General features: G+C 61.6%; 22 protein-coding genes. 16 read left to right on the top strand and 6 right to left on the bottom strand.

Annotated features, from left to right (window positions below):
- Positions 1-17: 17 nt before the first annotated feature.
- Positions 18-1,424, top strand: coding sequence for an adenylate/guanylate cyclase domain-containing protein (locus HJB89_RS26840; protein WP_221150796.1), 1,407 nt, complete (start codon positions 18-20; stop codon positions 1,422-1,424).
- A 174-nt stretch (positions 1,425-1,598) separates the two neighbouring features.
- Here HJB89_RS26840 and HJB89_RS26835 read toward each other — a convergent pair whose 3' ends face one another.
- From HJB89_RS26835 to HJB89_RS26825, 3 genes are all read right to left on the bottom strand, one after another.
- On the bottom strand, positions 1,599-2,102 hold the full coding sequence (locus HJB89_RS26835) for an SRPBCC family protein (RefSeq protein ID WP_221142226.1): 504 nt from the start codon (positions 2,100-2,102) through the stop codon (positions 1,599-1,601).
- Entirely contained in the window at positions 2,086-2,442 is a 357-nt protein-coding gene (locus HJB89_RS26830; RefSeq protein ID WP_221150795.1) for a helix-turn-helix transcriptional regulator, read from the bottom strand. Before HJB89_RS26830 ends, HJB89_RS26835 begins: the two co-directional genes overlap by 17 nt.
- 479 nt (positions 2,443-2,921) lie before the next feature.
- Positions 2,922-3,827: a LysR family transcriptional regulator gene (locus HJB89_RS26825; protein WP_221142230.1), complete on the bottom strand. Its 906-nt coding sequence runs from the start codon at positions 3,825-3,827 to the stop codon at positions 2,922-2,924.
- A gap of 119 nt (positions 3,828-3,946) precedes the next feature.
- Between HJB89_RS26825 and HJB89_RS26820 the strand changes: the two genes are divergently transcribed.
- Together HJB89_RS26820 and HJB89_RS26815 are read left to right on the top strand one after the other, a co-directional pair.
- Positions 3,947-4,369, top strand: a complete 423-nt coding sequence (locus HJB89_RS26820; RefSeq protein WP_221150794.1) for a DoxX family protein — start codon at positions 3,947-3,949, stop codon at positions 4,367-4,369.
- A 45-nt stretch (positions 4,370-4,414) separates the two neighbouring features.
- Entirely contained in the window at positions 4,415-5,287 is an 873-nt protein-coding gene (locus HJB89_RS26815) for an NmrA family NAD(P)-binding protein (RefSeq protein ID WP_221150793.1), read from the top strand.
- 337 nt (positions 5,288-5,624) lie between these two features.
- On the opposite strand, the gene HJB89_RS26810 is transcribed toward HJB89_RS26815, so the two are convergent.
- Positions 5,625-6,521 (bottom strand): AraC family transcriptional regulator, encoded by an 897-nt coding sequence (locus tag HJB89_RS26810; RefSeq protein WP_221150792.1) that lies wholly within the window; start codon positions 6,519-6,521, stop codon positions 5,625-5,627.
- Positions 6,522-6,775: 254 nt separating this feature from the next.
- Here HJB89_RS26810 and HJB89_RS26805 point away from each other — a divergent pair, with 254 nt between their 5' ends.
- The 8 genes from HJB89_RS26805 (at position 6,776) to HJB89_RS26770 (ending at position 15,322) form a co-directional block, all read left to right on the top strand.
- The gene (locus HJB89_RS26805) at positions 6,776-8,209 is read left to right on the top strand and encodes an aldehyde dehydrogenase (RefSeq protein ID WP_259671691.1); all 1,434 of its coding nucleotides are present in this window, start codon (positions 6,776-6,778) and stop codon (positions 8,207-8,209) included.
- A gap of 71 nt (positions 8,210-8,280) precedes the next feature.
- Positions 8,281-9,600, top strand: coding sequence for an ABC transporter substrate-binding protein (locus HJB89_RS26800; protein WP_207584577.1), 1,320 nt, complete (start codon positions 8,281-8,283; stop codon positions 9,598-9,600).
- A 20-nt stretch (positions 9,601-9,620) separates the two neighbouring features.
- A complete protein-coding gene (locus tag HJB89_RS26795) occupies positions 9,621-10,373 on the top strand; it encodes an ABC transporter ATP-binding protein (RefSeq protein ID WP_405049117.1) in 753 nt (250 codons plus the stop codon).
- On the top strand, positions 10,370-11,098 hold the full coding sequence (locus tag HJB89_RS26790; RefSeq protein ID WP_207584576.1) for an ABC transporter ATP-binding protein: 729 nt from the start codon (positions 10,370-10,372) through the stop codon (positions 11,096-11,098). The genes HJB89_RS26795 and HJB89_RS26790 overlap by 4 nt, the downstream gene beginning before the upstream one ends.
- Positions 11,095-12,009 (top strand): branched-chain amino acid ABC transporter permease, encoded by a 915-nt coding sequence (locus HJB89_RS26785; RefSeq protein WP_207584575.1) that lies wholly within the window; start codon positions 11,095-11,097, stop codon positions 12,007-12,009. Before HJB89_RS26790 ends, HJB89_RS26785 begins: the two co-directional genes overlap by 4 nt.
- Positions 12,006-13,031 (top strand): branched-chain amino acid ABC transporter permease, encoded by a 1,026-nt coding sequence (locus HJB89_RS26780; RefSeq protein ID WP_207584574.1) that lies wholly within the window; start codon positions 12,006-12,008, stop codon positions 13,029-13,031. The genes HJB89_RS26785 and HJB89_RS26780 overlap by 4 nt, the downstream gene beginning before the upstream one ends.
- Before the next feature lie 36 nt (positions 13,032-13,067).
- Positions 13,068-13,853 carry a coniferyl-alcohol dehydrogenase gene (locus HJB89_RS26775; RefSeq protein ID WP_207584573.1) on the top strand — a complete coding sequence of 262 codons (786 nt, stop codon included), beginning with the start codon at positions 13,068-13,070 and terminating at the stop codon, positions 13,851-13,853.
- Between the two features lie 23 nt (positions 13,854-13,876).
- Positions 13,877-15,322 carry an aldehyde dehydrogenase gene (locus tag HJB89_RS26770; protein WP_221117214.1) on the top strand — a complete coding sequence of 482 codons (1,446 nt, stop codon included), beginning with the start codon at positions 13,877-13,879 and terminating at the stop codon, positions 15,320-15,322.
- A gap of 56 nt (positions 15,323-15,378) precedes the next feature.
- Here the strand turns inward: HJB89_RS26770 and HJB89_RS33445 are convergent, their stop codons facing one another.
- Both HJB89_RS33445 and HJB89_RS33440 read right to left on the bottom strand, forming a co-directional pair.
- Positions 15,379-15,645 (bottom strand): hypothetical protein, encoded by a 267-nt coding sequence (locus HJB89_RS33445; RefSeq protein ID WP_246762830.1) that lies wholly within the window; start codon positions 15,643-15,645, stop codon positions 15,379-15,381.
- Positions 15,646-15,648: 3 nt separating this feature from the next.
- The gene (locus HJB89_RS33440; protein WP_259672133.1) at positions 15,649-15,954 is read right to left on the bottom strand and encodes a hypothetical protein; all 306 of its coding nucleotides are present in this window, start codon (positions 15,952-15,954) and stop codon (positions 15,649-15,651) included.
- Positions 15,955-16,384: 430 nt separating this feature from the next.
- Between HJB89_RS33440 and HJB89_RS26760 the strand changes: the two genes are divergently transcribed.
- From HJB89_RS26760 to HJB89_RS26740, 5 genes are all read left to right on the top strand, one after another.
- Positions 16,385-16,906 (top strand): DUF4142 domain-containing protein, encoded by a 522-nt coding sequence (locus tag HJB89_RS26760; RefSeq protein ID WP_221117213.1) that lies wholly within the window; start codon positions 16,385-16,387, stop codon positions 16,904-16,906.
- A gap of 7 nt (positions 16,907-16,913) precedes the next feature.
- Positions 16,914-17,234 (top strand): cupredoxin family copper-binding protein, encoded by a 321-nt coding sequence (locus HJB89_RS26755; RefSeq protein ID WP_207584570.1) that lies wholly within the window; start codon positions 16,914-16,916, stop codon positions 17,232-17,234.
- A gap of 39 nt (positions 17,235-17,273) precedes the next feature.
- Complete coding sequence (locus tag HJB89_RS26750; protein ID WP_221150790.1) at positions 17,274-18,002, top strand: RNA polymerase sigma factor; 729 nt, start codon at positions 17,274-17,276, stop codon at positions 18,000-18,002.
- A gap of 98 nt (positions 18,003-18,100) precedes the next feature.
- On the top strand, positions 18,101-18,469 hold the full coding sequence (locus tag HJB89_RS26745; RefSeq protein ID WP_259672132.1) for a TetR family transcriptional regulator C-terminal domain-containing protein: 369 nt from the start codon (positions 18,101-18,103) through the stop codon (positions 18,467-18,469).
- Positions 18,470-18,579: 110 nt separating this feature from the next.
- The gene (locus HJB89_RS26740; protein WP_221150789.1) at positions 18,580-19,398 is read left to right on the top strand and encodes an alpha/beta fold hydrolase; all 819 of its coding nucleotides are present in this window, start codon (positions 18,580-18,582) and stop codon (positions 19,396-19,398) included.
- Positions 19,399-19,888: the final 490 nt, after the last annotated feature.

The raw sequence follows: 19,888 nt of genomic DNA, 5'->3' as shown, positions 1-19,888 counted from the left end.
ACACGGAGACTTGTCTCATGAGTGAAATGGACGGGCTTTTTGCCACATTGCGACAGGCGGCTGACCCGCAGACGGTCGAGTGTATAGAAAACGTCGTCATGCATGGCTCGGATCGCGATCTCAATCGCATCAATGCGCTCGCCTTCGCCAAGACGCATCATCTCGATGAAGAGAAAACGATCGCAGCGCTTCTGCATGCAGCCCGCATAGGGGCGTTCGAGATGACCTGGAATGTCCTTTGCCCGGGATGCGGCGGAGTTCTTGACAGTGGCGCAACTCTCAAAGGGGTCGTCCATGAGACGTACCATTGTGCGCTTTGCGCCGCCGGATACGAACCCACCCTCGACGAGATGGTCGAGGTAACGTTCACAGTCAGTCCACGCGTTCGCAGGATCGCTGCCCACGACCCCGATCGGCTGACTCCGCTTGAATACTACCGCCAAATCTTCTTCAGCTCCGGCGTCGACTTGCCGGAGGATCTGGAAGCGAAGTTCGCCCGCATCATGTTGGAGATGATCGAGTTGGCTCCGGGCGAGAAGGCTTTCGTCTCACTGCAACTGCCGGCGCAATTCGTCATCATCTTCGATGCGGTAACGCACTCGGCGCAGTTCATCGACGTGAAGGGTGAGCCCACCGACGAACGTCAAAACCTCTCAATGGTCATCAGTCGGGGGCATGCGCTGAACGAAACGGTCACGCTGCGTCCCGGCTTGCTGCGGCTGACCCTTGAAAACCACACCGATAGCAGAGTCGTACCAAACGTTTGCATCGCTGGAGATGACCTGCACGATCTGCTGGGTAGCAGGCGCGCTTTTCTGACAGCCAAACGTCTGCTGACGAACCAGAGTTTCCGCGACATCTATCGGACCGACACGCTCGACGTCGACCAGCGCCTCAAAATCACCAGCCTGACTTTCCTCTTCACCGACCTGAGAGGCTCGACTGCGCTTTACGAGCGCGTCGGAGATCTTGCCGCTTTCGATCTGGTGCGGGCGCATTTCAGGGTTTTGCACGAGATCGTCGCCACGGAGGCCGGAGCGGTGGTCAAAACCATAGGCGATGCCGTGATGGCGACCTTTCCGAGCCCGGACCGCGCAGTGGCGGCCGCACTTCGGATGCGGGAGGCGATGCTTCGTCTAAATGCCGAACACGGCAGCGACGATCTCCTGCTGAAGATCGGCATCCATGAAGGACCATGCCTTGCAGTCAACCTGAACGACCGGCAGGACTATTTCGGCCAGACCGTCAACATCGCCTCCCGCGTTCAGGGCCTTGCCAATCCCAACGTGATCATGACGACGGAAGCAATTGTCGGGGATGCCCAGGTTTCGGAGATCCTGCGTGACAGCGGCATCAAATCCGCCTCTCGGATGGCGGAACTTCAGGGCATCGGGCGGGAAGTCAAAATCTTTGCCCTGTCGTGAGGTTGGTCTGCTCTTCGAGGTCAAGTGAACGTCAGCAGTTTCCGCTAACGGTCCATTGCGGACTTTCATTGGGCAATCAGTGTTTGGCAGCTTCGCGCTTTCGCTCCGGCCAGAAAGGCCGTGGAGTCACTTCCCAAGAGCAGACGTTCCCCGAGGCGAGTTTCCCGACCCGCGCTACTCGCCTAGGCTGGAAAGCAATTCGTCGAGCTGATCCAACTGCTCCGGCAATGCGGCCGCCGAGCCCTGTAGTGCTTCCTCAAGCGCCTCCTTGGAAGGATAGACTTCGCGGAAATTCAGTAGTGTCCTCCCGCCCTGGTCTTCGAAGGTCACGGTCGTGATCGCGCCCTCTTCGCCCTCGTCGTTGGTCCAGACGATGCGCTCGTTCGGCACCACCTCGAGATACTTGCCATAGAAGGCCATGGTGTCCGAACCGCCGGCGCCGAATTCCAGCCGATATTTGCCGCCGGTACGGACGTCCATATCGCACGATACGAGCGAAACGCCGGATGCCGATTTTGGCACCCACCAGCGCTGGAACAGCTCGGGCTGGCTCCATGCCTTGTAAACCGTGCTCGGCGGTGCATTGAATGTCCGCGTTACGACGAGTTCGCGGTCCCCTCTGCGCTCGACTGACGTGCGGTTCTGCGCACCGCCTGCACTGTTAACTTGCTGATTCATCGCTTCCCTCCTGTTTCATTTCGCTGATGAATGCGTCCAATGCTTCGAAGCGGGCCTCGAAGAGCCTGCGATGCGCCTCGATCCACTCGGCCTCCGCCTTGAGGCCGCGTTCCCCAAGCTTGCAGGTTCTTACCCGTCCGACCTTCTGCGTGACGACGAGCCCCGCCCGCTCGAGAACCTGGACGTGCTTCTTCATGCCGGTCAGCGTCATCTGGAACTTATCCGCGAGACTGGTGATCGACGCGTCGCCTCGCCCAAGCTGATCGATAATCCCGCGGCGGGTCGCATCGGACAGTGCCGCAAACGAGAGATCGAGAGGAGGACCTATATACTGAACCATCTAGTTCAGTATCTACCCTGTTCGCGCAGGAAGCACAAGCGTCCCGACCTTTCCACGCCGTAGACCGGGCATCCGAGGTCACACGCCGCGGCGGCGGCAGCAAAAATCGTCTGGCGTGGGCCGACAGCTGCAGAAGTGCTTCGGCAGCTTCGCGCCTTCATCCTCGCCGTTCCCAGGCAAAGTGAGCCGCCCCCGAAAGCGACCATTCGTTCCCATTGCCCATTTGCTGCCTTACGGAGATCGACGGGCGGCCCCGGATAAGGTTGCGAGCAACAGGATAGCTCCGAACCTGATACGGAATGGTTCTGTTGCATTGGCACGGCGTTGTGGAGACAGAAGGCGGAAAGTTTGAGGATATCTCTGTCAGATTTCAAAAGGTCGCCGGTTTCAGTGTCGCATTCTGTTGGACCGCCGGCCGCCGACCGGCAGACATAACTTCAGAATGTTGATTTCGAGGGCCGGATGAAGATGTTCGTCTCCTATTCCAGATACGGTGTCAGCACATCTTCGATCCATTTCATGAATGCGCGGACTCGGCGCGAAAGATTGCTCCGATGTGCTACGACGAGGGAAACGGCGAGCGCCCGGCGACGAAAATCGGGTATGATCTCCACAAGCGCTCCACTCTCTAAGTATGGGCCAATCCCCAAGAGTGGCGCCTGAATCAAGCCAAGGCCGGCGAGGGCAGCAGCTTCGTAGGTCTGCGCGCTGTTGACGTGTAGCGCACCTGGCAACTGAATCGTCGCGTAACTGTCGCCGTCCGGATATTCCCATCCATAGGGTCTTGCGCCTAGCATCGTCGAAAAATGAATTGTCCGGTGTTCCTGACGCTGGAGATCTTCTAGCGATCGAGGAGTGCCATAGCGCGCCAGATAGGCGGGACTGGCAGCGTTGACCATGCGCAACAGTCCCAATGGGCGGGCAATTAGCGTCTCGTCCCTTATGGGTCCAAGCCGCAATACACAGTCGAACCCCTCTTGAACCAGATCAACCTGGCGGTCCGTACTCGACACCTCCAGCTCCAATTCGGGATAAGTCGCCATGAAATCCGGCAAGACCGGCACGATCGTTGTGCGCGCCACCTCGGTCGGAAGATCGACCCGTAAACGCCCGCGAAGTGCCACGTGATCGCCTGCGAACATCGAGTGTAGGTCATCGACTTCAGCAAGCAGATCGCGGGCACGGGCATGAAATGCGCGCCCGTCCTCCGTCAACTGCACGCTGCGCGTCGTCCGGTGCAGGAGCCTGACACCGACATCTTCTTCCAGCTTCCGGACCGCCGTTGAGGCTCTTCCCTTTTGGATGCCCAGGCTATCGGCCGCGCGGGTGAAGCTCCCCATTTCTGCTACCGTTATGAAAATGAGGATGGGTTCGAGATTCTGCATTTTCGTGCCTCGGCATTGTCCTCCACAGAGAGAACAGTTAGTTCATTTCCTCGGTGTTTATCACACCTAGGTGACACAGTAAGCTCCGAATATGGGATCCACTCATCGGAGAATGACAAGTGTCCGAAACTATGAACCTGCATCAGGTGCCTGAAACTATGACCTTGCATCGCGCCCTGTGGGCCGGCCGGATAATGAGCGCGTTTGTCGTTCTCGCTCTGGTGGCAGACGGCACAATTCAGCTTTTCGCGCCGGCACAGATCGCGAGCATGTTGCAGGAAACCGGGTTCGCGATGGACCTGACCCGTGTCGTGGGTCCGATCATACTCGCCTGCGCCATCCTTTACGCCATCCCGGCCACTGCCGTCCTCGGCGCGATCCTAGTGACGGGCTTTTTGGGAGGTGCCATCTGCGCCCATGTCCGCATTGGTGAGTTGGGGTCGCCGCCGGAAATCATTTCCCTGCTTCTGGGCGCGATGACATGGGGCGGCCTCTACGCGCGCGATCCCCGAATCCGGGCCATTCTACCGCTCATTCATTGAACCAACAGGGGCAGTGCTCTGTCCCTCATCATCAGGAGAAAACACATGTTTTTAGTAATGGGAATCACGGGAAAAGTGGGCGGCGCAACGGCAGAACATCTGTTGACGCACGGCAAGGAAGTACGCGCGCTCGTCCGCAATCGCGAGAAGGCGGCTAACTGGGCGAACCAGGGCGTGGAACTGGTAGACGGCGATTGGAATGATTCGGCAGCCATCGAGCAAGCGCTCAAAGGCGTCGAAGGCGCGTTCGTCATGTTGCCGGCTGTCTGGGCGCCCTCGCCCGATTACAAAGAAGCAAAGGGCGTGATTGCAAACTATGTTGAGGCGCTCACCAAGGCAACGCCGCCGCGAGTGGTTGCCCTTTCGTCGATGGGTGCGAACAGAACCAGCGGGCTCGGGATGATCACGGCCTTGTCGCTTCTGGAGCAAGGTTTTCGCGACTTGACATCCCCAATCGCATTTGTGCGCGCAGGCGGCTTCTTCGAAAATTTCCTTTACGGCTTGCAGGTCGCCCGGGGCGGAACGCTACCGGTCTACTACAATCCGACAGACCGCAAATCGACCATGGTCGCGACGAACGACATCGGCGCGGAAGTCGCAACCCTTTTGACCGGGCCAGCGTGGTCAGGGCAGCGCGTCGTCGAGATTGGTTCGATGGTCACCGCGAATGAAGTCGCGGAGCAATTGGGTGAAGTCCTGAATCTCGACGTGAAAGCCTTTGCAGTCCCGCGTGCAGGATGGGCGGAAGCGTTCGAGCAATTCGGCATCCCGAAGGGCCACACCGAACCTGCCGAAGAAATGTTTGAGGCCGTGAATGCAGGATGGATGGACCTCGGAGTCGCGGGTACGGAGCACGTAGCGGGTACGATGTCCGCACGCGATGTATTCGAGGCCGCACAGAACGCCGCCAAAGCGTAAGTCCGGGACGGATCAGGCATGAGACGGAGACTGCCCGCTTCTGCGCCGGACGCATCGCGGGCAGAGCTCAACAGCTCAAAGCAACGCGAAGCGCCTCCACTCCCGCCTGCCAGGCTCAACCTTGCCGCGCAGGCGGTTCCTAGGCCAAATGCCGCTATCCACGTCTTTTCATTCCATAGCGGACCGGCAGCTTGCGGCCCCAAAGCGGTCGCTCACCCGATCCATTGTGACGGTTACTATTGGCGCATTTCAGTCCTACGTCTGTTGGGGCTTCCATATCAATGTGATTTGCGATCCAAGACCGGCAAATTCCGGCTTTGACCAATGAGCCCCGAGCCTAAGGCCAGTCGGCATAACCTGAGGAGAGCATGCTGTTTTCCGATCCGGCCGACGCGCGGGCGATCTCGCGGTAGCCGGCGGGGGAAAGGCCGGTCTTGCGTTTGAAGAAATGGCTGAAATAGGTCGGGTCGCGAAAGCCGAGGCCGTCGGAGATTTCCTGGATATTGCGGGCCGAGCGCTCCAATCTCAGCTTTGCCTCCTGCACCACGCGCTCATGCAAAAGCTGGATCGGCGAGCGGCCGAGCGCCCTTTGGCAGATCGAATGAAGCCGGTGGGCGGTGACGCCCAATTCCGCGGCGTAGTCGCTGATGGGCCGGTGCTGGCGGAAGCCGGCCTCGACGAGTTGCCGATATCTTTGCAGGATCGATCCGGTTTCGCCCTGCCCGCGCGGCTCGCTTCTCTCGCCATCCCCGCGCCACAGTGCCATCAGGATCAACCTGATATAGGCAGACGCGACCATCCAGGAGGAACGCGAGGGATCATTGAGTTCCCGCACGAAGCCCAAAATCAGCGGACTGATTTCGGCTATCAGCAGGGGATCCAATGCCTCGACCAGCCTGCGCTGCTCGGTGAAGATGCGCAGCGAATAGGATTCCACCTTGTCGCCGATCGCATCGACCATGATCTGCGGCGAGGTTCCGACGAGATGGGCAGCGGTTCCGGCAGAAATCGACAGGTCGCAGCGAGCCTGAGGCGGCAGGAAGGCAAGCAGCGGTCCCTGCAACGGCCGATCCTCGCCGCTGTCGAAGTGAAGCTCGGCCCGCCCCTCCCCGAGCAGAAGGAAATGGTGGAAATCGGCATAGAGTCCCTTCTGAAGACGGATGCGCCGATGCGATAGCGACGGCGCGTGCCACTCGCCCCTGGCATAATGATGAATGCCTCCGACCGTCGCCAACGCCTCTGCTCCGCTTCCACCAAACATTGCAGCAATCGCCGGATAATTACAATATTAACCCAATAAATCGCATTCCATCCGCCGATGATCGGCGTAACCTAACCGTCATCAGCCTTTGGGAGGAGGCATTCCGACAGACACACAGATGGTCAGGCGGCCTTGAGGCTGCGGCGTCGGCTCGTCTTTCTCCCCATGGCAACAATGCAAGCGCCAGCACATGGCGGGTGGGTGAAACAGTGTTTTCGGCAAAGCTGATGATCAATAACGAGGCGATGGAGGCTTTCGAGGGGGCCACCTTCGAACGCATGGATCCGCTGACCGGCGATGTCGCAACGATTGCTTCGGCGGGATCTGTCGCCGACATGACGCGGGCAGCCAATGCTGCCGCAGCCGCCTTTCCCGACTGGTCACAGACCGGCCCCGGCGAACGGCGCCGGCTCTTGAACGCCGCCGCCGATCTGCTGGAGGCCCGCACGCCGGAGCTCATTGCCGCCATGACCGGCGAAACCGGCGCCACCGCCCAATGGGCGGCGATCAATTGCGGGCTCGGCGCCGATATTCTTCGCGAGGCGGCGGCGATGACCACGCAAATATCAGGCGAACTCATTCCGTCGGGCATTCCCGGCAGCCTCGCTATGGCCGTGCGCCAGCCGGCAGGCGTCTGCGTCGGCATTGCCCCCTGGAACGCGCCCATTATCCTCGGCACCCGCGCCGTCGCCATGCCGCTTGCCTGCGGCAACACGGTCGTCCTGAAGGCCTCCGAACTCTGCCCGAAGACCCATGGCCTGATCGGCGACATCATGCGTGACGCCGGTTTCCCGCGCGGCGTCGTCAATGTCGTCTCCAATGCGCCGAGCGATGCCGCCGCAGTCGTCGCCGCCCTGATCGCCCATCCGGCCGTGCGCCGCATCAACTTCACCGGTTCCACGCGTGTCGGCAGGATCATCGCCGAAGCCTCGGCAAGGCATTTGAAGCGCTGCCTGCTCGAACTCGGCGGCAAGGCACCGTTCATCGTGCTTGCCGACGCCGATATCGACCAGGCCGTCAGCGCCGCCGCCTTCGGCGCCTTCATGAACCAGGGCCAGATCTGCATGTCGACGGAGCGGATCATCCTGATGGACGAGATCGCCGACCACTTCGTCGGCAAGTTCGGGACGAAAGCCGCGACCCTCGTTGCAGGCCACCCAGGGGACGGCAACACGCCGCTCGGGACGCTGATCAACGCAGAGGCCGTGCGCCGCGTCAGGTCGCTTATCGACGACGCGCTGCAGAAGGGTGCAGTCCTCGTCTGCGGCGGTCAGGCCCACGGGACGCTGATGGACGCGACCGTCATCGATCACGTGACGCCGGCCATGCGCATCTACCGTGAGGAGAGCTTCGGGCCTGTCGCGGCGATCGTCAGGGTCGGCAGCGTTGACGAGGCCGTGACGGTCGCCAACGACAACGAATACGGGCTCTCGGCCGCCGTCTTCAGCGCCGACGTCAGTGCCGCGCTTGCCGTTGCCATGCGGCTCGAATCCGGCATCTGCCACATCAATGAGGCCACAGTTTCCGACGAGCCGCAGATGCCGTTCGGCGGCGTCAAATCGAGCGGCTACGGGCGCTTCGGCGGCAAGGCCGCGATCGACGAATTCACCGAGCTGAGATGGATCACCATGGCATCGGGAAAACGGCACTACCCGATCTAATCACCAGATCGGGCGGGATGAACAATGGGAGCAGGCCCAAGAGGCCAGCATCAAGAGGGAGGAATGATTTCATGAACGGCATTTTCCGCAACGGAAAATTCAACGCAGCATCGCTCACCCGCCGCTCTTTCATCGCATCGGCCGCAGCGGGCGGAACAGCACTGGCGCTCTCCGGTCGCACGGCCTTCGCTCAGAGCGGCGATACGCTGAAGGTCGGCTTCATCAGCCCGCGCACCGGCCCGCTCGGCGGCTTCGGCGAGACCGACGGTTACGTGCTCGACCTCGCGCGCAAGGCGCTGGCGAACGGCCTGCAGGCGGGCGGCAAGACCTGGAAGGTGGAGATCCTCGACCAGGACACCCAGTCCGATCCCTCGCGCGCCGGCCAACTGGCGAAGGACCTGATCAACAACAAGGCGATCGACCTGATGCTCGCCGTCTCGACGCCCGAAACCATCAATCCGGTGGCCGACGCCTGTGAAGCGGCCGGTATTCCCTGCCTCTCGACAGTCATGCCCTGGGAAGCCTGGTATTTCGGTCGCGGCGCCAAGCCGGGCGCGCCTTCACCGTTCAAGTGGACCTATCATTTCGGCTTCGGCGTCGAAGAGTTCCACAAGGCCTATGTTTCGCAATGGAACCTGATCGAGACCAACAAGAAGGTCGGCGTCATGTATCCAAACGACGCCGATGGCAATGCGATCCGCACCCATCTGGCGCCGGCGCTTGCCAAGGCGGGCTTCACCATCGTCGATCCCGGCGCCTATGAAACCGGAACCACCGATTTTACGGCGCAGATCGCTCTCTTCCGGCAGGAGGGCGTCGAGATCTTCAACTCGTTCCCGATACCGCCAGATTTCGCCGCCTTCTGGCGCCAGGCCGCGCAACAGGGCCTCACCCAGCAGATCAAGATCTGCCAGGTCGCCAAGACGGGGCTGTTTCCTTCCGACATCGAGGCGCTCGGCGACCTCGGCTTGAACATTGGCAGCGCCGCCTACTGGCATAAGGCCTTCCCCTACAAATCGACGCTGACGGGCGTGTCCGGAACCGAGCTCGCAGACGGCTACGAAACGGCAAGCGGCAAACAGTGGACACAGCAGCTCGGCGCCAGCCTTGCACTTCTCGACGCCGGCTTCGATGCGCTGAAGGCCAGTACCGACGTCAAGAGCAAAGAGGCAGTGGCCAAAGCGATCAGCACGCTGAAGACGACGACGATCGCCGGCAAGGTCGACTTCACCAGCGGCCCCGTCGCCAACGTCTCTCCCGGGCCGATCATCGGCACGCAATGGGTGAAGGCGGCAGAGGGCTCGAAATTCGCGCTCGACTATGTCGTCACCGAAAACGCCACCGACCCCAATGTGCCGGTCGGCGCCAAGCTCATCGCTTATAACGGATAACGGATAACGGATAACGGATAGTGCAGCAGCTAGCTCAAAATCGGCCGGGGGGAGCCTTTCTCTCGGCCAAGGGGATCCACAAGCAGTTCGGCGCGCTCGTCGTCCTGGAAAACCTGGATTTTTCCATGGGCGATGGCGACGCGGTCGGCATCGTCGGGCCGAATGGCGCGGGCAAGACGACGCTGCTCAGCGTGCTCGCCGGCGCCTTCCCGCCAAGTGCGGGAACCATCACCTTCGATGGCGCCGATGTCACGAGCCGGACGGCGGCGGAGCGCTGCCGCTCCGGGCTCGTCCGGACCCATCAGGTTCCCAAACCCTTCAGCGGCATGACGACCTTCGAAAACGTCTTCGTCGCCGCATCGCACGGCAATGCCGCAAGCCGCGACGAAGCATATCAGCGGGTGGTGGATTCGCTGTCGCTCTGCGGCATGCTCGACGTCGCCAACCGCCCGGCCGACACGCTCGGCCTTCTCGATCGCAAACGCCTGGAGCTTGCCCGTGCGCTGGCCACGCAGCCGAGGCTGTTGCTGCTCGACGAGATCGGCGGAGGACTGACCGATGGCGAGGCGAGCGAGCTCGTCGAAACCATCCTCGAATTGCGCCGCCGCGGTATCGGCATCGTCTGGATCGAGCACATCGTCCATATCCTTCTGCAGGTGGCGGAACGGCTGATCTGCATGGACGCGGGCAGGATTATCGCCGACGGCGAGCCGAAAATGGTCATGAGCAATGCGGAGGTGGTCAAGGCCTATCTCGGAGGGACACCCGCATGAGCCTTCTCTCCATCCGCGACCTCGACGTCCGCCACGGCCTGCTTCAGGCGGTGCGCGGCGTCAGTTTCGATATTGCCAAGAGTGAGGTGCTGGCACTGGTCGGCGCCAACGGCGCGGGCAAGACGACGCTGCTCAGATCGATCGCCGGCGCCCATCTTCCATGCTCCGGCCAAGTCCTTCTCAATGATGAAGACCTGGCCGCCGTCCCTTCCCACAAACGGATCGCCAAGGGCATTGCCCTGGTGCCGGAAGGCCGGCGCCTTTTCTCGCAGATGACCGTGGAAGAGAACCTGCTTCTCGGAAAGAGCTGCGGCCGCAAGGGTGAATGGAGCGTCGACCGCGTCCTCGACGCCTTCCCGAACCTCAAACCCCGCCGCCACGCAAAGACCGGGCATCTCTCGGGCGGGGAACAGCAGGCGACTGCCATCGGCCGGGCGCTGATGAGCAATCCCGATATTCTTCTGCTGGACGAAGTCTCGCTCGGACTTTCGCCTCTGGTCGTCGATCGCGTCTACGCCCAACTGCAGGCATTGCTGACCTCGGGAACGACCATCGTGCTCGTAGAGCAGGACCTTGCCCGCGCCATGAGCGTGGCAAGCCGCGTCATCTGCATGCTGGAAGGACGCATCGTCCTCGACAGGCCGGCCGCAGCCGTCACTCGCGAGCACGTCACCCAGGCCTATTTCGGATTGCACCGGGCCGCCGGCGAAAGGAGCGCATCATGATCAACACTCTGATCCAGGGCATTCTGCTCGGGGGCTACTACGCCGTCATCGCCTGCGGCCTGTCCTTCATGTTCTCCGTCATGCGGATCATCAATCTCGCCCATGGCAGCCTGGCGGTCGCGGCCGCATATGGGCTGTGGCTGCTTGCCGCCAAGGCCGGCATTCCGCCTTTCGCCGGCCTGCTGATCGTGCTGCCCGTCATGGCGATCCTCGGCTGGCTGCTGCAGCGATTCATTCTGGAACGCAGCGCCCGTGGCGGGACGCTGCTGCCGATCCTCACAACCTTCGGCCTGTCGATCGTCATCGACAACCTGCTGTTTGAGCAGTTCGGCGCCGACACACGGTCGCTCGCGCCCTTCATCGGCAACCTGTCCTATGCGTCCTGGCAGTTGCCGGGCCACATCTTCGTCGGCAAGCTTGCCGTCATGATGATGGTGACGGCAGTCTTCATTCTCGGGGGGCTGCAGTTTTTCCTCGGCCGCTTTGCGCTCGGCCGCGCCATCCGCGCCACGGCCGAGGATCCCGATACGGCAGGGCTGGTCGGCATCGATGCGCGCAGGGTCAATGCCGTCGCCACCGCGATCACCATGGTCACCATCGGGATTGCCGGCGCCTTTCTCGGGATGCGGGCAACTTTCAGCCCCTATGCCGGCGGCCCGCAGCTTCTCTTCGCTTTCGAGACGGCTGTCATCGGCGGAGCGGGATCGCTGTGGGGCACGCTTGCCGGCGGCATCGTTCTTGGCCTTGCCCAATCGCTCGGTGCGCAATTGCATCCGCAAGGCTTCCTGATTGGCGGCCACGCCGTATTTCTGCTGGTACTTTTCATCAGGCTGTCCCGCTTCGGCATGCCTCAACTCGACAAGCTCGGTGCGTTTTTCAACCTTCGTGCACGTCTCCGGAGCCCGACATGACCTTTGTCTCCAACGGCATATCGATAGAACGCTGGACGAAATCGTCGCGGGTGGCGCTTGGCTCCATGGCCGCGGTGCTTGTCCTGCTGATCTTCGCCCCCGCCGTCCTCGGCGCCGGCGCGATCGACCGGATGACGGCCCTGTTCATCTACGTAATTCTTGCTGCCATGTGGAATGCGCTCGCCGGTTTTGGCGGGCTGGTTTCGGTCGGCCAACAGGTGTTCTTCGGGCTCGGCGCCTACTTCACCATTCGGCTCGCCGATGCCGGGCTCGATCCGTTCATCGCGCTCTTTGCGGCCGCGATCGTGACCGGCGCGCTGTCGATCCCGCTTTCGCTGTTCATGCTGCGGCTGAAGGGCGGCGAGTTCGCGATCGGCATGTGGGTCATCGCCGAACTCGCCCACCTGCTCGTCAACCTCGACCGGCTGATCCAGGGAGAAACCGGAACCTCGCTGATCTCGCTCAACGTCTATGACAGCGGCACGCGGCGGGCGACAATCTACTGGCTTGCGCTCGCGTCCATGACCGCCCTGCTCGGTGCGCTCTTCATGCTGATGCGCAGCCGCGCCGGCGCGGCCATGCAGGCGATCCGCGACAATGAAGAGGCGGCGACCTCGGTCGGCGTGCGTGTGATCGCCACCAAGAGGCTGCTCTTCGTGCTCGCCGCCTTCGGCATCGCGATCGCCGGAGGCCTGTGGCTGGCGACTGCCACCACCTTCCAGCCGAAGACTTATTTCAGCGTCCAATGGACGGCCTACATGATCTTCATGGTGCTGGTCGGCGGGATCGGCAAGTTCGAAGGCGCGATTATCGGCGCCGTCCTGTTCTTCATGATCGAGACCTTCTTCGGCGGAGCCGGCGTGTGGTACCTGATCGGCCTCGGCGCCACCGCCCTGATTTTCTCGCTCTACCTGCCGCGCGGCCTCTGGGGCGAAATCGAGCGCCGCTTCGACCTGCAACTTCTTCCCGTCGGCTACCGGCTGAAATTGCCCGGTCCGAATAAGATCAAATGGGAAGAATGAGCCGGCTTCCGGATTCTATTGTGAAAGGTGACGTTGATGCTTTTTGGTAAAACAATCCTGGTAACCGGAGTGGCTTCCGGCATCGGCGCCCGGACGGCGGAACTGGCCGGCCAGATGGGCGCCGAGGTCATCGGTGTCGATGTGCGCGAGCCGGCCAATGGAGGCGCCGCCTTCATCACGGGCGATCTGTCCACGCCATCGGGCGTTGCCGAGATCGTTGCACGGCTCCCGACGCGCCTGGATGCGCTCGCCAATGTCGCCGGCCTTTCCGGCAGCACCGGCGTCGTCGCGACGCTCGCGGTCAACTTCTACGGTCTTCGCGCCCTGTCGGAAGCCGTGGCACCCCGCCTGCGCGAAGGCAGCGCCATCGTCAACGTCGCCTCGATCGCCGGCTACGGTTGGCGCGCCAATCTCGAGCGAGCAAAGTCGCTGACATCAATCGAGGGCTTTCCCGATGTGGCGGCGATCGTTCGCGAACACGGCCTCAAGGACGAGCAAGGCTACCCGCTCTCCAAGGAACTGCTCCTACTCTGGACCATGCGCGCGGCCCACCAACCATTGTTCAAGAACCGTGGCATCCGGGTCAATGCGGTCAGCCCCGGGCCGGTGGAAACGCCGATCCTTAAACAGTTCCGCGCCGTGCTCGGCGACGCCAGGGTCGACAGCGACATTACCCGCGTCGGCCGCGCCGGCACCGCCGCCGATATCGCGCCCGCCGTGCTCTTCCTCTGCTCTGACGGCGGGCGCTGGATCAACGGCGCCAATCTAGCCACCGACGGCGGCCTCGAAGCATCCATCAACGCCGAAGTCCTCGGCTTCTAGTTCTTTCCCTCAGGAGACCCCAGATGAATATTTCCCTCCTCATCAACGGCGCGGACCGCGCAGCCTCCGGCGGCCGGACCTACGACCGCCTAGATCCCTTCACCGAGAAGCTCGCAAGCCGCGCCGCCGCCGCCAATCTGGAAGACGTTGCCGCAGCCGTCGATGCCGCCGCCGTCGCCTTCGGCGCCTGGTCAAAGACCGGCCCTGGCCAGCGCCGCGCCATCCTGATGAAGGCTGCCGACATCATGGATTCCAAAGTGGGCGAATTTACCCGGCTGATGATCGAGGAAACCGGCGCGACCGCGCGCTGGGCCGGCTTCAACGTCATGCTCGCCGCCAATATCCTGCGCGAGGCCGGCGCCATGACGACGCAGATATCAGGCGAAATCATCCCGTCCGACAAGCCCGGCACGCTCGCCATGGGCGTTCGCCAGGCGGCCGGCGTCTGCCTGGCGATCGCTCCCTGGAACGCGCCCGTCATTCTCGCCACCCGCGCCATCGCCATGCCAATCGCCTGCGGCAACACCGTCATCCTCAAGGCATCCGAACAATGCCCGGGCACACACCGGCTAATCGCCACAGTGCTGACCGAGGCCGGCCTGCCAGCTGGCGTCATCAACGTTCTTACCAACGCGCCCGAAGATGCGCCTGAGATCGTCGCCGCGCTGATTGCCCATCCCGCGGTCAAGCGCGTGAACTTCACCGGATCGACCAAAGTCGGCAGGATCATCGCCGAGACCTGCGGCAGGCATCTCAAACCCGCTCTCCTCGAACTCGGCGGCAAGGCGCCGCTGGTTATCCTCGACGACGCCGATATCGACGGCGCCGTCAATGCCGCCATTTTCGGCGCCTTCATGCATCAGGGCCAGATCTGCATGTCGACGGAGCGGATCATCGTCGACGCGACGATCGCCGATCAGTTCGTCGCCAAGCTGGCCGCCCGCGCCAGCCAGCTGCCGGCAGGCGACCCACGCGGCCATGTCGTTCTCGGTTCGCTGATCAGCCTCGATGCAGCCAAAAAGATGGAAGAGCTGATCGCCGATGCGACGGCCAAGGGGGCAAAACTCGTAGCCGGCGGCAAGCGCTCCGGCACCGTGGTCGAGGCGACGCTGCTCGATCACGTCACATCCGACATGCGCGTCTATGCGGAAGAATCCTTCGGCCCGGTCAAGCCGATCATTCGCGTCTCCGGCGAGGAAGAAGCGATCCGCATCGCCAACGATACCGAATACGGCCTGTCGTCGGCCGTCTTCAGCCGTAACGTGCAACGGGCGATGGCAGTTGCGGCCCGGATCGAATCCGGCATCTGCCACATCAACGGCCCAACGCTGCACGACGAGGCGCAGATGCCCTTCGGCGGCGTCAAGGGCAGCGGCTACGGCCGCTTCGGCGGCAAGGCGGCGATCGCCGAATTCACCGACCTGCGCTGGATCACGATCGAGGATTCCGCCCAGCATTACCCCTTCTGACGACGAAACACATCACCGTGCCACAACGGCTATTGCAGTTGTGGCGCGGTCAATGTTCAGGCTGAGAAGCCATCCAGCGCATCGGCAAGTTTCAGCCAGAGATCATGGGGAGGCGAAGGAATTGGCCGTGAATCTTCATCGGAGATCCGGATTTCGAAAGCGACCCCATTCGATCTGAAGCCCGCCAGCATCCGGCGAAATTTCGTCGCCTTCTCCGTGAACGGGCCCGAACCCTGTTCGCCCAGCACGGTGCGGACCGTCGCCAGGGCGAGATTGAAGTTCTTCTGCAATTGTCCGAAGGCGCCGCGATGTTTGTCCCGCATGCCTCAATGGAGATCCCCGTGGGCGAGAGCGGCCATCGCATCGTTGAAATCGGACAAGTTATCGTCAATCGACACGATCAGCTCATTGAGGATGACAGCCGAACGGGAGAGATCCGGATCGGCGTAGTCGGCATTCATCCGCCGCGTCAGATCTCCGCTCAGGACAGCCGTCGCCAATGCCGCGATCTCCGCGCAGAATCTGTCTTTCTGATCTTTGAGATGAGTTGGCGCTTCAATGCTGCCGGGATCATCGGGAACTCGATCCTGATGCGCCGCATTCCAACCCGAACCGTTCGTTGTCTCGACCATGCACATCGAGCCTTAACGCAATACACCGCAGCCGTAGAACCAGCGGCGGATCATAAGTGCACAACTGCTATGGACCATGTCGTATTCCCGTATCCCTGCCGACCAATCGTGCCGCTGTCCCCGTGACAAGCGCGATCCCATCCAAGGCGGCAAGGCTTAGAAAAAGTGCTTCGGCGCCATCCCCGGTCGGATGTTTTGCGCGCGAAACGGATAGCATCGACGTATTTTTGACTATGATTGGGCGGCCTGCCACGCGTTTCGAAAGCTGCTGGTGATCCGAGGGGCTTGGCGGCGGCCGACGCCGATGAGGCGCCGCTTGCCTGCAAAAATTTCCGGGAACCTTTTCGGCCGATCTGCATCCAATGCCTGCTTCCAAAGGCGCCACCGCCGCAGAAGCCATTCCGTCACATGGACACAAAGGAGACAGATCATGTTGAAACAGATTCTCGGCGCAACCCTCCTGGCAGCCTCGCTCGGCACGGCTTCGATCGCCGCCGATGCAAAGCCGACCGACCCTCAGATTGCTCATATCGCCTATACGGCGGGGCAGATCGACGTCACCGCCGCGGATCAGGCGTTGAAGAAAAGCAAGAATGCCGAAGTCATTGAATTCGCCAAGACCATGGAGCGCGACCACAAGGCCGTCAACGATCAGGCGCTCGCCCTCGTCAAGAAACTAAAGGTGACGCCTGAAGACAACAAGATCAGCCAGTCGCTCTCGACTCAAGCAAGCAAGGAGTTGAAGACGCTTGACGCTCTCGACGGCGCGGCTTTCGACAAGGCCTATGTCGAAAACGAAGTCGCCTATCACAAGTCGGTCAACGATGCGCTTGCCAAGGTGCTGATCCCCTCGGCGCAGAACAACGAGCTCAAGTCGCTCCTGGAAACGGGCCTGACCCTGTTCAAGCAGCACCAGATGCATGCCGAGCATCTTGCCTCGACGATGAAGTAGACTGGCGATGCATTTGCTGACGAAATCGCTGCCGCTGCTGTGTGCGCTACTCTGGACAGGCGGCGGCGTCGCCTCTGCCGCGGAATACCAAGTCACCATTGCAGGGATGAAATACAGCGCGCCGCCTGCCGAACTGCATGTGGGCGACGTGATCGTCTGGCGAAATGATGATATCTTCCGGCACACGGTGACGGCCCGCGACAAAAGCTTCGATATCGACCTGCCGCCGAAATCGGAAGGTCGCATGACGATCAGCCGAGCGGGAGCAGTCGACTTCTATTGCCGCTTTCATCCGGCCATGACGGGCAAACTGGACGTCCGGCCATAGGGCCGGGCTTCAATCAAATACGGCAGGCGGAGGATTCCCATGACAGCCATTCCGGTTCCGACCGAGCGACAGCAGCAGCACCAGCAGCAGATGTCGACATTCTCCGACGCAGATCTCGTGCCCTTGGCGAAAATCGGCGACGAGCCCGCCATCCGCACCATCATTCAACGCCACAACCAGCGCCTGTTCCGCACCGCGCGCGCCATCATCCGCAACGATGCCGAGGCGGAAGACGTCGTTCAGGCCGCCTATATCAAAGCATTCACCAATCTGGCGGCGTTCCGAGCCGATGCGCAGTTTTCGACGTGGCTGACCCGAATTGCGATCAACGAAGCGCTGGGCCGCGTGCGGCGCCGAAAGAACACAGCTAGGCTCGAGGAAATCGACATGCAGACGACATCGCCGGGCGGTGAAGTACTACAATTTCCTTCCTCCTTGTCCGCAACCGATCCAGAAACCGAGCTGTCGCGGAGCCAGGCGCGGCATCTCCTCGAACATGCGGTCGACGAACTTCCGGATGATTTTCGCGCCGTCTTCGTACTGCGTGATGTCGAGGGCATGAGCACCGACGAGGCCGCATCCTATCTCGGCATAAGACCCGAAACTGCCAAGACCCGATTGCACCGGGCGCGGAAGATGATGCGTCAGTCGATCGAAAAACGGCTCTCCGGCGCATTCTCGGCGCTGTTTCCGTTCAATGGCGCCCGGTGCGCTTTCATGGCCGATCGCGTCATTGCCGCCCTAGGCTCAGGACTCACAACGGGGTAGCCAAATAGGAGGATGGCGGCGAGGGTGATTGCGCCCATGAAGGTGTCGAGGTACTGACCGAGTATTGGGATTCGGTGGTTGCTACCTACGGCCCGATCTTGGCCGATCACAACATGGCGCCGCTCGCGCGTATCGCGCGCTATTTCGCGAGCCTAGCAGAGTTTCACGAGCGCCGCGGTTACGCGGTTGGCTCCCTGATCGGGAATATGGCGCTCGAGGTCACGCCGTCGAGCGAGCATGTACGCATTACGCTGGCGGCACTCTATCGCCAATGGATGGCCTCGCTCACCGAATGCCTCCGGGAAGCCCAGGCCCAGGGCGAATTGCCGGCCGGAAAGGACCCGGGACAGGTTGCCGTCGCGTTGATCGACGCGTTCGAAGGCGCGGTCACGCGTGCCAAGGTCGAACGTAACCGGTCGCCATTCGACAGCTTTGAAGGTTTCGTTTTGCCCGCCCTTGTAACCTGAACAATTTTGGCCGGTAAATATACGACCGGTCATGTATTTGACAAGTTTCTCGCTGGAACGCCGCGACAACGAGTGCTGACCTTTATCCGCGGCAATCAAAGGAGCAAATCATGTCCACGATAATTACTACAGACGGCGTAAATATCTTCTACAAGGACTGGGGATCAGGTCAGCCGATCGTTTTCAGCCACGGTTGGCCGCTGACAGCGGACGACTGGGATGCCCAGATGACATTCTTCCTTCATCACGGGTATCGGGTGATCGCCCACGACCGGCGCGGCCACGGCCGGTCCGACCAGCCCAGCACCGGCAACGACATGGACCACTGGGTTGCCGACCTCGCGGCGCTGACTGAACACCTCGACCTGCGCGACGCGATCCATATCGGGCATTCGACGGGTGGCGGTGAGGTAGCTCGCTATGTCGCTCGCCACCAGGAGCGGGTTGCGAAGGCGGTGCTGGTCGCTTCGCTGACGCCGAACATGTACCGGAGCGAGGACAACCCGGCCGGTCAGCCGCCGGAGTGGTTCGAAGAGATCCGGGCCGGCGTGCTGGGCAACCGGTCGGAGTTCTACCGTTTCGTCCCTGAGAACCCGTTCTACGGCTACAACCTCGATGGGGCGAAGCCTTCGGAGGCAATCATTGCGAACTGGTGGCGCCAAGGCATGGCCGGCGGTGCCCTCGCTCATTACGCGACCGTCGACTCTTGGCTCGAAGATTATACCGAAGACCTCAAGAAGATCACTGTGCCGGTGCTGGTGATGCATGGCGAGGCTGATCAAGTCGTCCCGTTCGCAAGTTCAGTGCCGCGTGCGGTCGACCTGCTTAAGAACGGGTCGCTGAAGACTTATCCGGGCTACCCCCACGGCATGCTAACCACACATGCGGATGTCCTCAACCCTGACCTGCTGTCTTTCATCAGGTCTTGACGACACCTCTTGTCCATCATCGTATAGTGGTAACACTTGGGTTCGTAAATTGAGGAGGGTTCGGGTTTCGTCGTAGTGATGAAGGAACGAACAAGAAGCTCAAACCCTCCTCGAGAATTCGTCGGCCAAGGCCCCTATCGAAGCGGCGGCCTTGGCAGCGTTGCTCGGCCTTGGCGGAGGTCCACTCCGACGTCGGCCTCGCGCCCTACCTGCCCTGGACGATGCCCGACAGCACCGCCGGTCGTCCACCCGCGCTCGACCACGCGACAAGGGGAAGTAGGGCTCGATCCGGCGCATCTGCGCCTCGTTCAGCAGGAACATGTCGGCCATCGGCAGCGCCACCTCGACGCCGCCACTGAATCAAACTGGCCCCGCTCCACAAGTCCGTTTATGGGTCCTGAGCCTAATCCAAAAGACATCATGACTGGCGATGCAGCTCAAAACTCAATCTGTCGAGTTCGTCCAAAACCTGTTGGATCCGGGCGCGCGC

This window comes from Rhizobium sp. NZLR8, from assembly GCF_019685025.1.
Taxonomy (GTDB): domain Bacteria; phylum Pseudomonadota; class Alphaproteobacteria; order Rhizobiales; family Rhizobiaceae; genus Rhizobium.
Note: the sequence above shows the minus strand (reverse complement) of the source record. Positions and strands in the feature narration are given on the sequence as shown.

Excerpts from the sequence above, each read along its gene's own strand:
- HJB89_RS26790 (WP_207584576.1), top strand. The coding sequence starts at position 10,370 with ATGAGCCTTCTCTCCATCCGCGACCTCGACGTCCGCCACGGCCTGCTT.
- HJB89_RS26825 (WP_221142230.1), bottom strand. The coding sequence starts at position 3,827 with ATGCAGAATCTCGAACCCATCCTCATTTTCATAACGGTAGCAGAAATG.
- HJB89_RS26780 (WP_207584574.1), top strand. The coding sequence starts at position 12,006 with ATGACCTTTGTCTCCAACGGCATATCGATAGAACGCTGGACGAAATCG.
- HJB89_RS26740 (WP_221150789.1), top strand. The coding sequence starts at position 18,580 with ATGTCCACGATAATTACTACAGACGGCGTAAATATCTTCTACAAGGAC.
- HJB89_RS33440 (WP_259672133.1), bottom strand. The coding sequence starts at position 15,954 with ATGGTCGAGACAACGAACGGTTCGGGTTGGAATGCGGCGCATCAGGAT.
- HJB89_RS26840 (WP_221150796.1), top strand. The coding sequence starts at position 18 with ATGAGTGAAATGGACGGGCTTTTTGCCACATTGCGACAGGCGGCTGAC.
- HJB89_RS26800 (WP_207584577.1), top strand. The coding sequence starts at position 8,281 with ATGAACGGCATTTTCCGCAACGGAAAATTCAACGCAGCATCGCTCACC.
- HJB89_RS26805 (WP_259671691.1), top strand. The coding sequence starts at position 6,776 with ATGATCAATAACGAGGCGATGGAGGCTTTCGAGGGGGCCACCTTCGAA.
- HJB89_RS26830 (WP_221150795.1), bottom strand. The coding sequence starts at position 2,442 with ATGGTTCAGTATATAGGTCCTCCTCTCGATCTCTCGTTTGCGGCACTG.
- HJB89_RS26755 (WP_207584570.1), top strand. The coding sequence starts at position 16,914 with ATGCATTTGCTGACGAAATCGCTGCCGCTGCTGTGTGCGCTACTCTGG.
- HJB89_RS26775 (WP_207584573.1), top strand. The coding sequence starts at position 13,068 with ATGCTTTTTGGTAAAACAATCCTGGTAACCGGAGTGGCTTCCGGCATC.
- HJB89_RS26785 (WP_207584575.1), top strand. The coding sequence starts at position 11,095 with ATGATCAACACTCTGATCCAGGGCATTCTGCTCGGGGGCTACTACGCC.
- HJB89_RS26835 (WP_221142226.1), bottom strand. The coding sequence starts at position 2,102 with ATGAATCAGCAAGTTAACAGTGCAGGCGGTGCGCAGAACCGCACGTCA.
- HJB89_RS33445 (WP_246762830.1), bottom strand. The coding sequence starts at position 15,645 with ATGCGGGACAAACATCGCGGCGCCTTCGGACAATTGCAGAAGAACTTC.
- HJB89_RS26770 (WP_221117214.1), top strand. The coding sequence starts at position 13,877 with ATGAATATTTCCCTCCTCATCAACGGCGCGGACCGCGCAGCCTCCGGC.
- HJB89_RS26750 (WP_221150790.1), top strand. The coding sequence starts at position 17,274 with ATGACAGCCATTCCGGTTCCGACCGAGCGACAGCAGCAGCACCAGCAG.
- HJB89_RS26760 (WP_221117213.1), top strand. The coding sequence starts at position 16,385 with ATGTTGAAACAGATTCTCGGCGCAACCCTCCTGGCAGCCTCGCTCGGC.
- HJB89_RS26815 (WP_221150793.1), top strand. The coding sequence starts at position 4,415 with ATGTTTTTAGTAATGGGAATCACGGGAAAAGTGGGCGGCGCAACGGCA.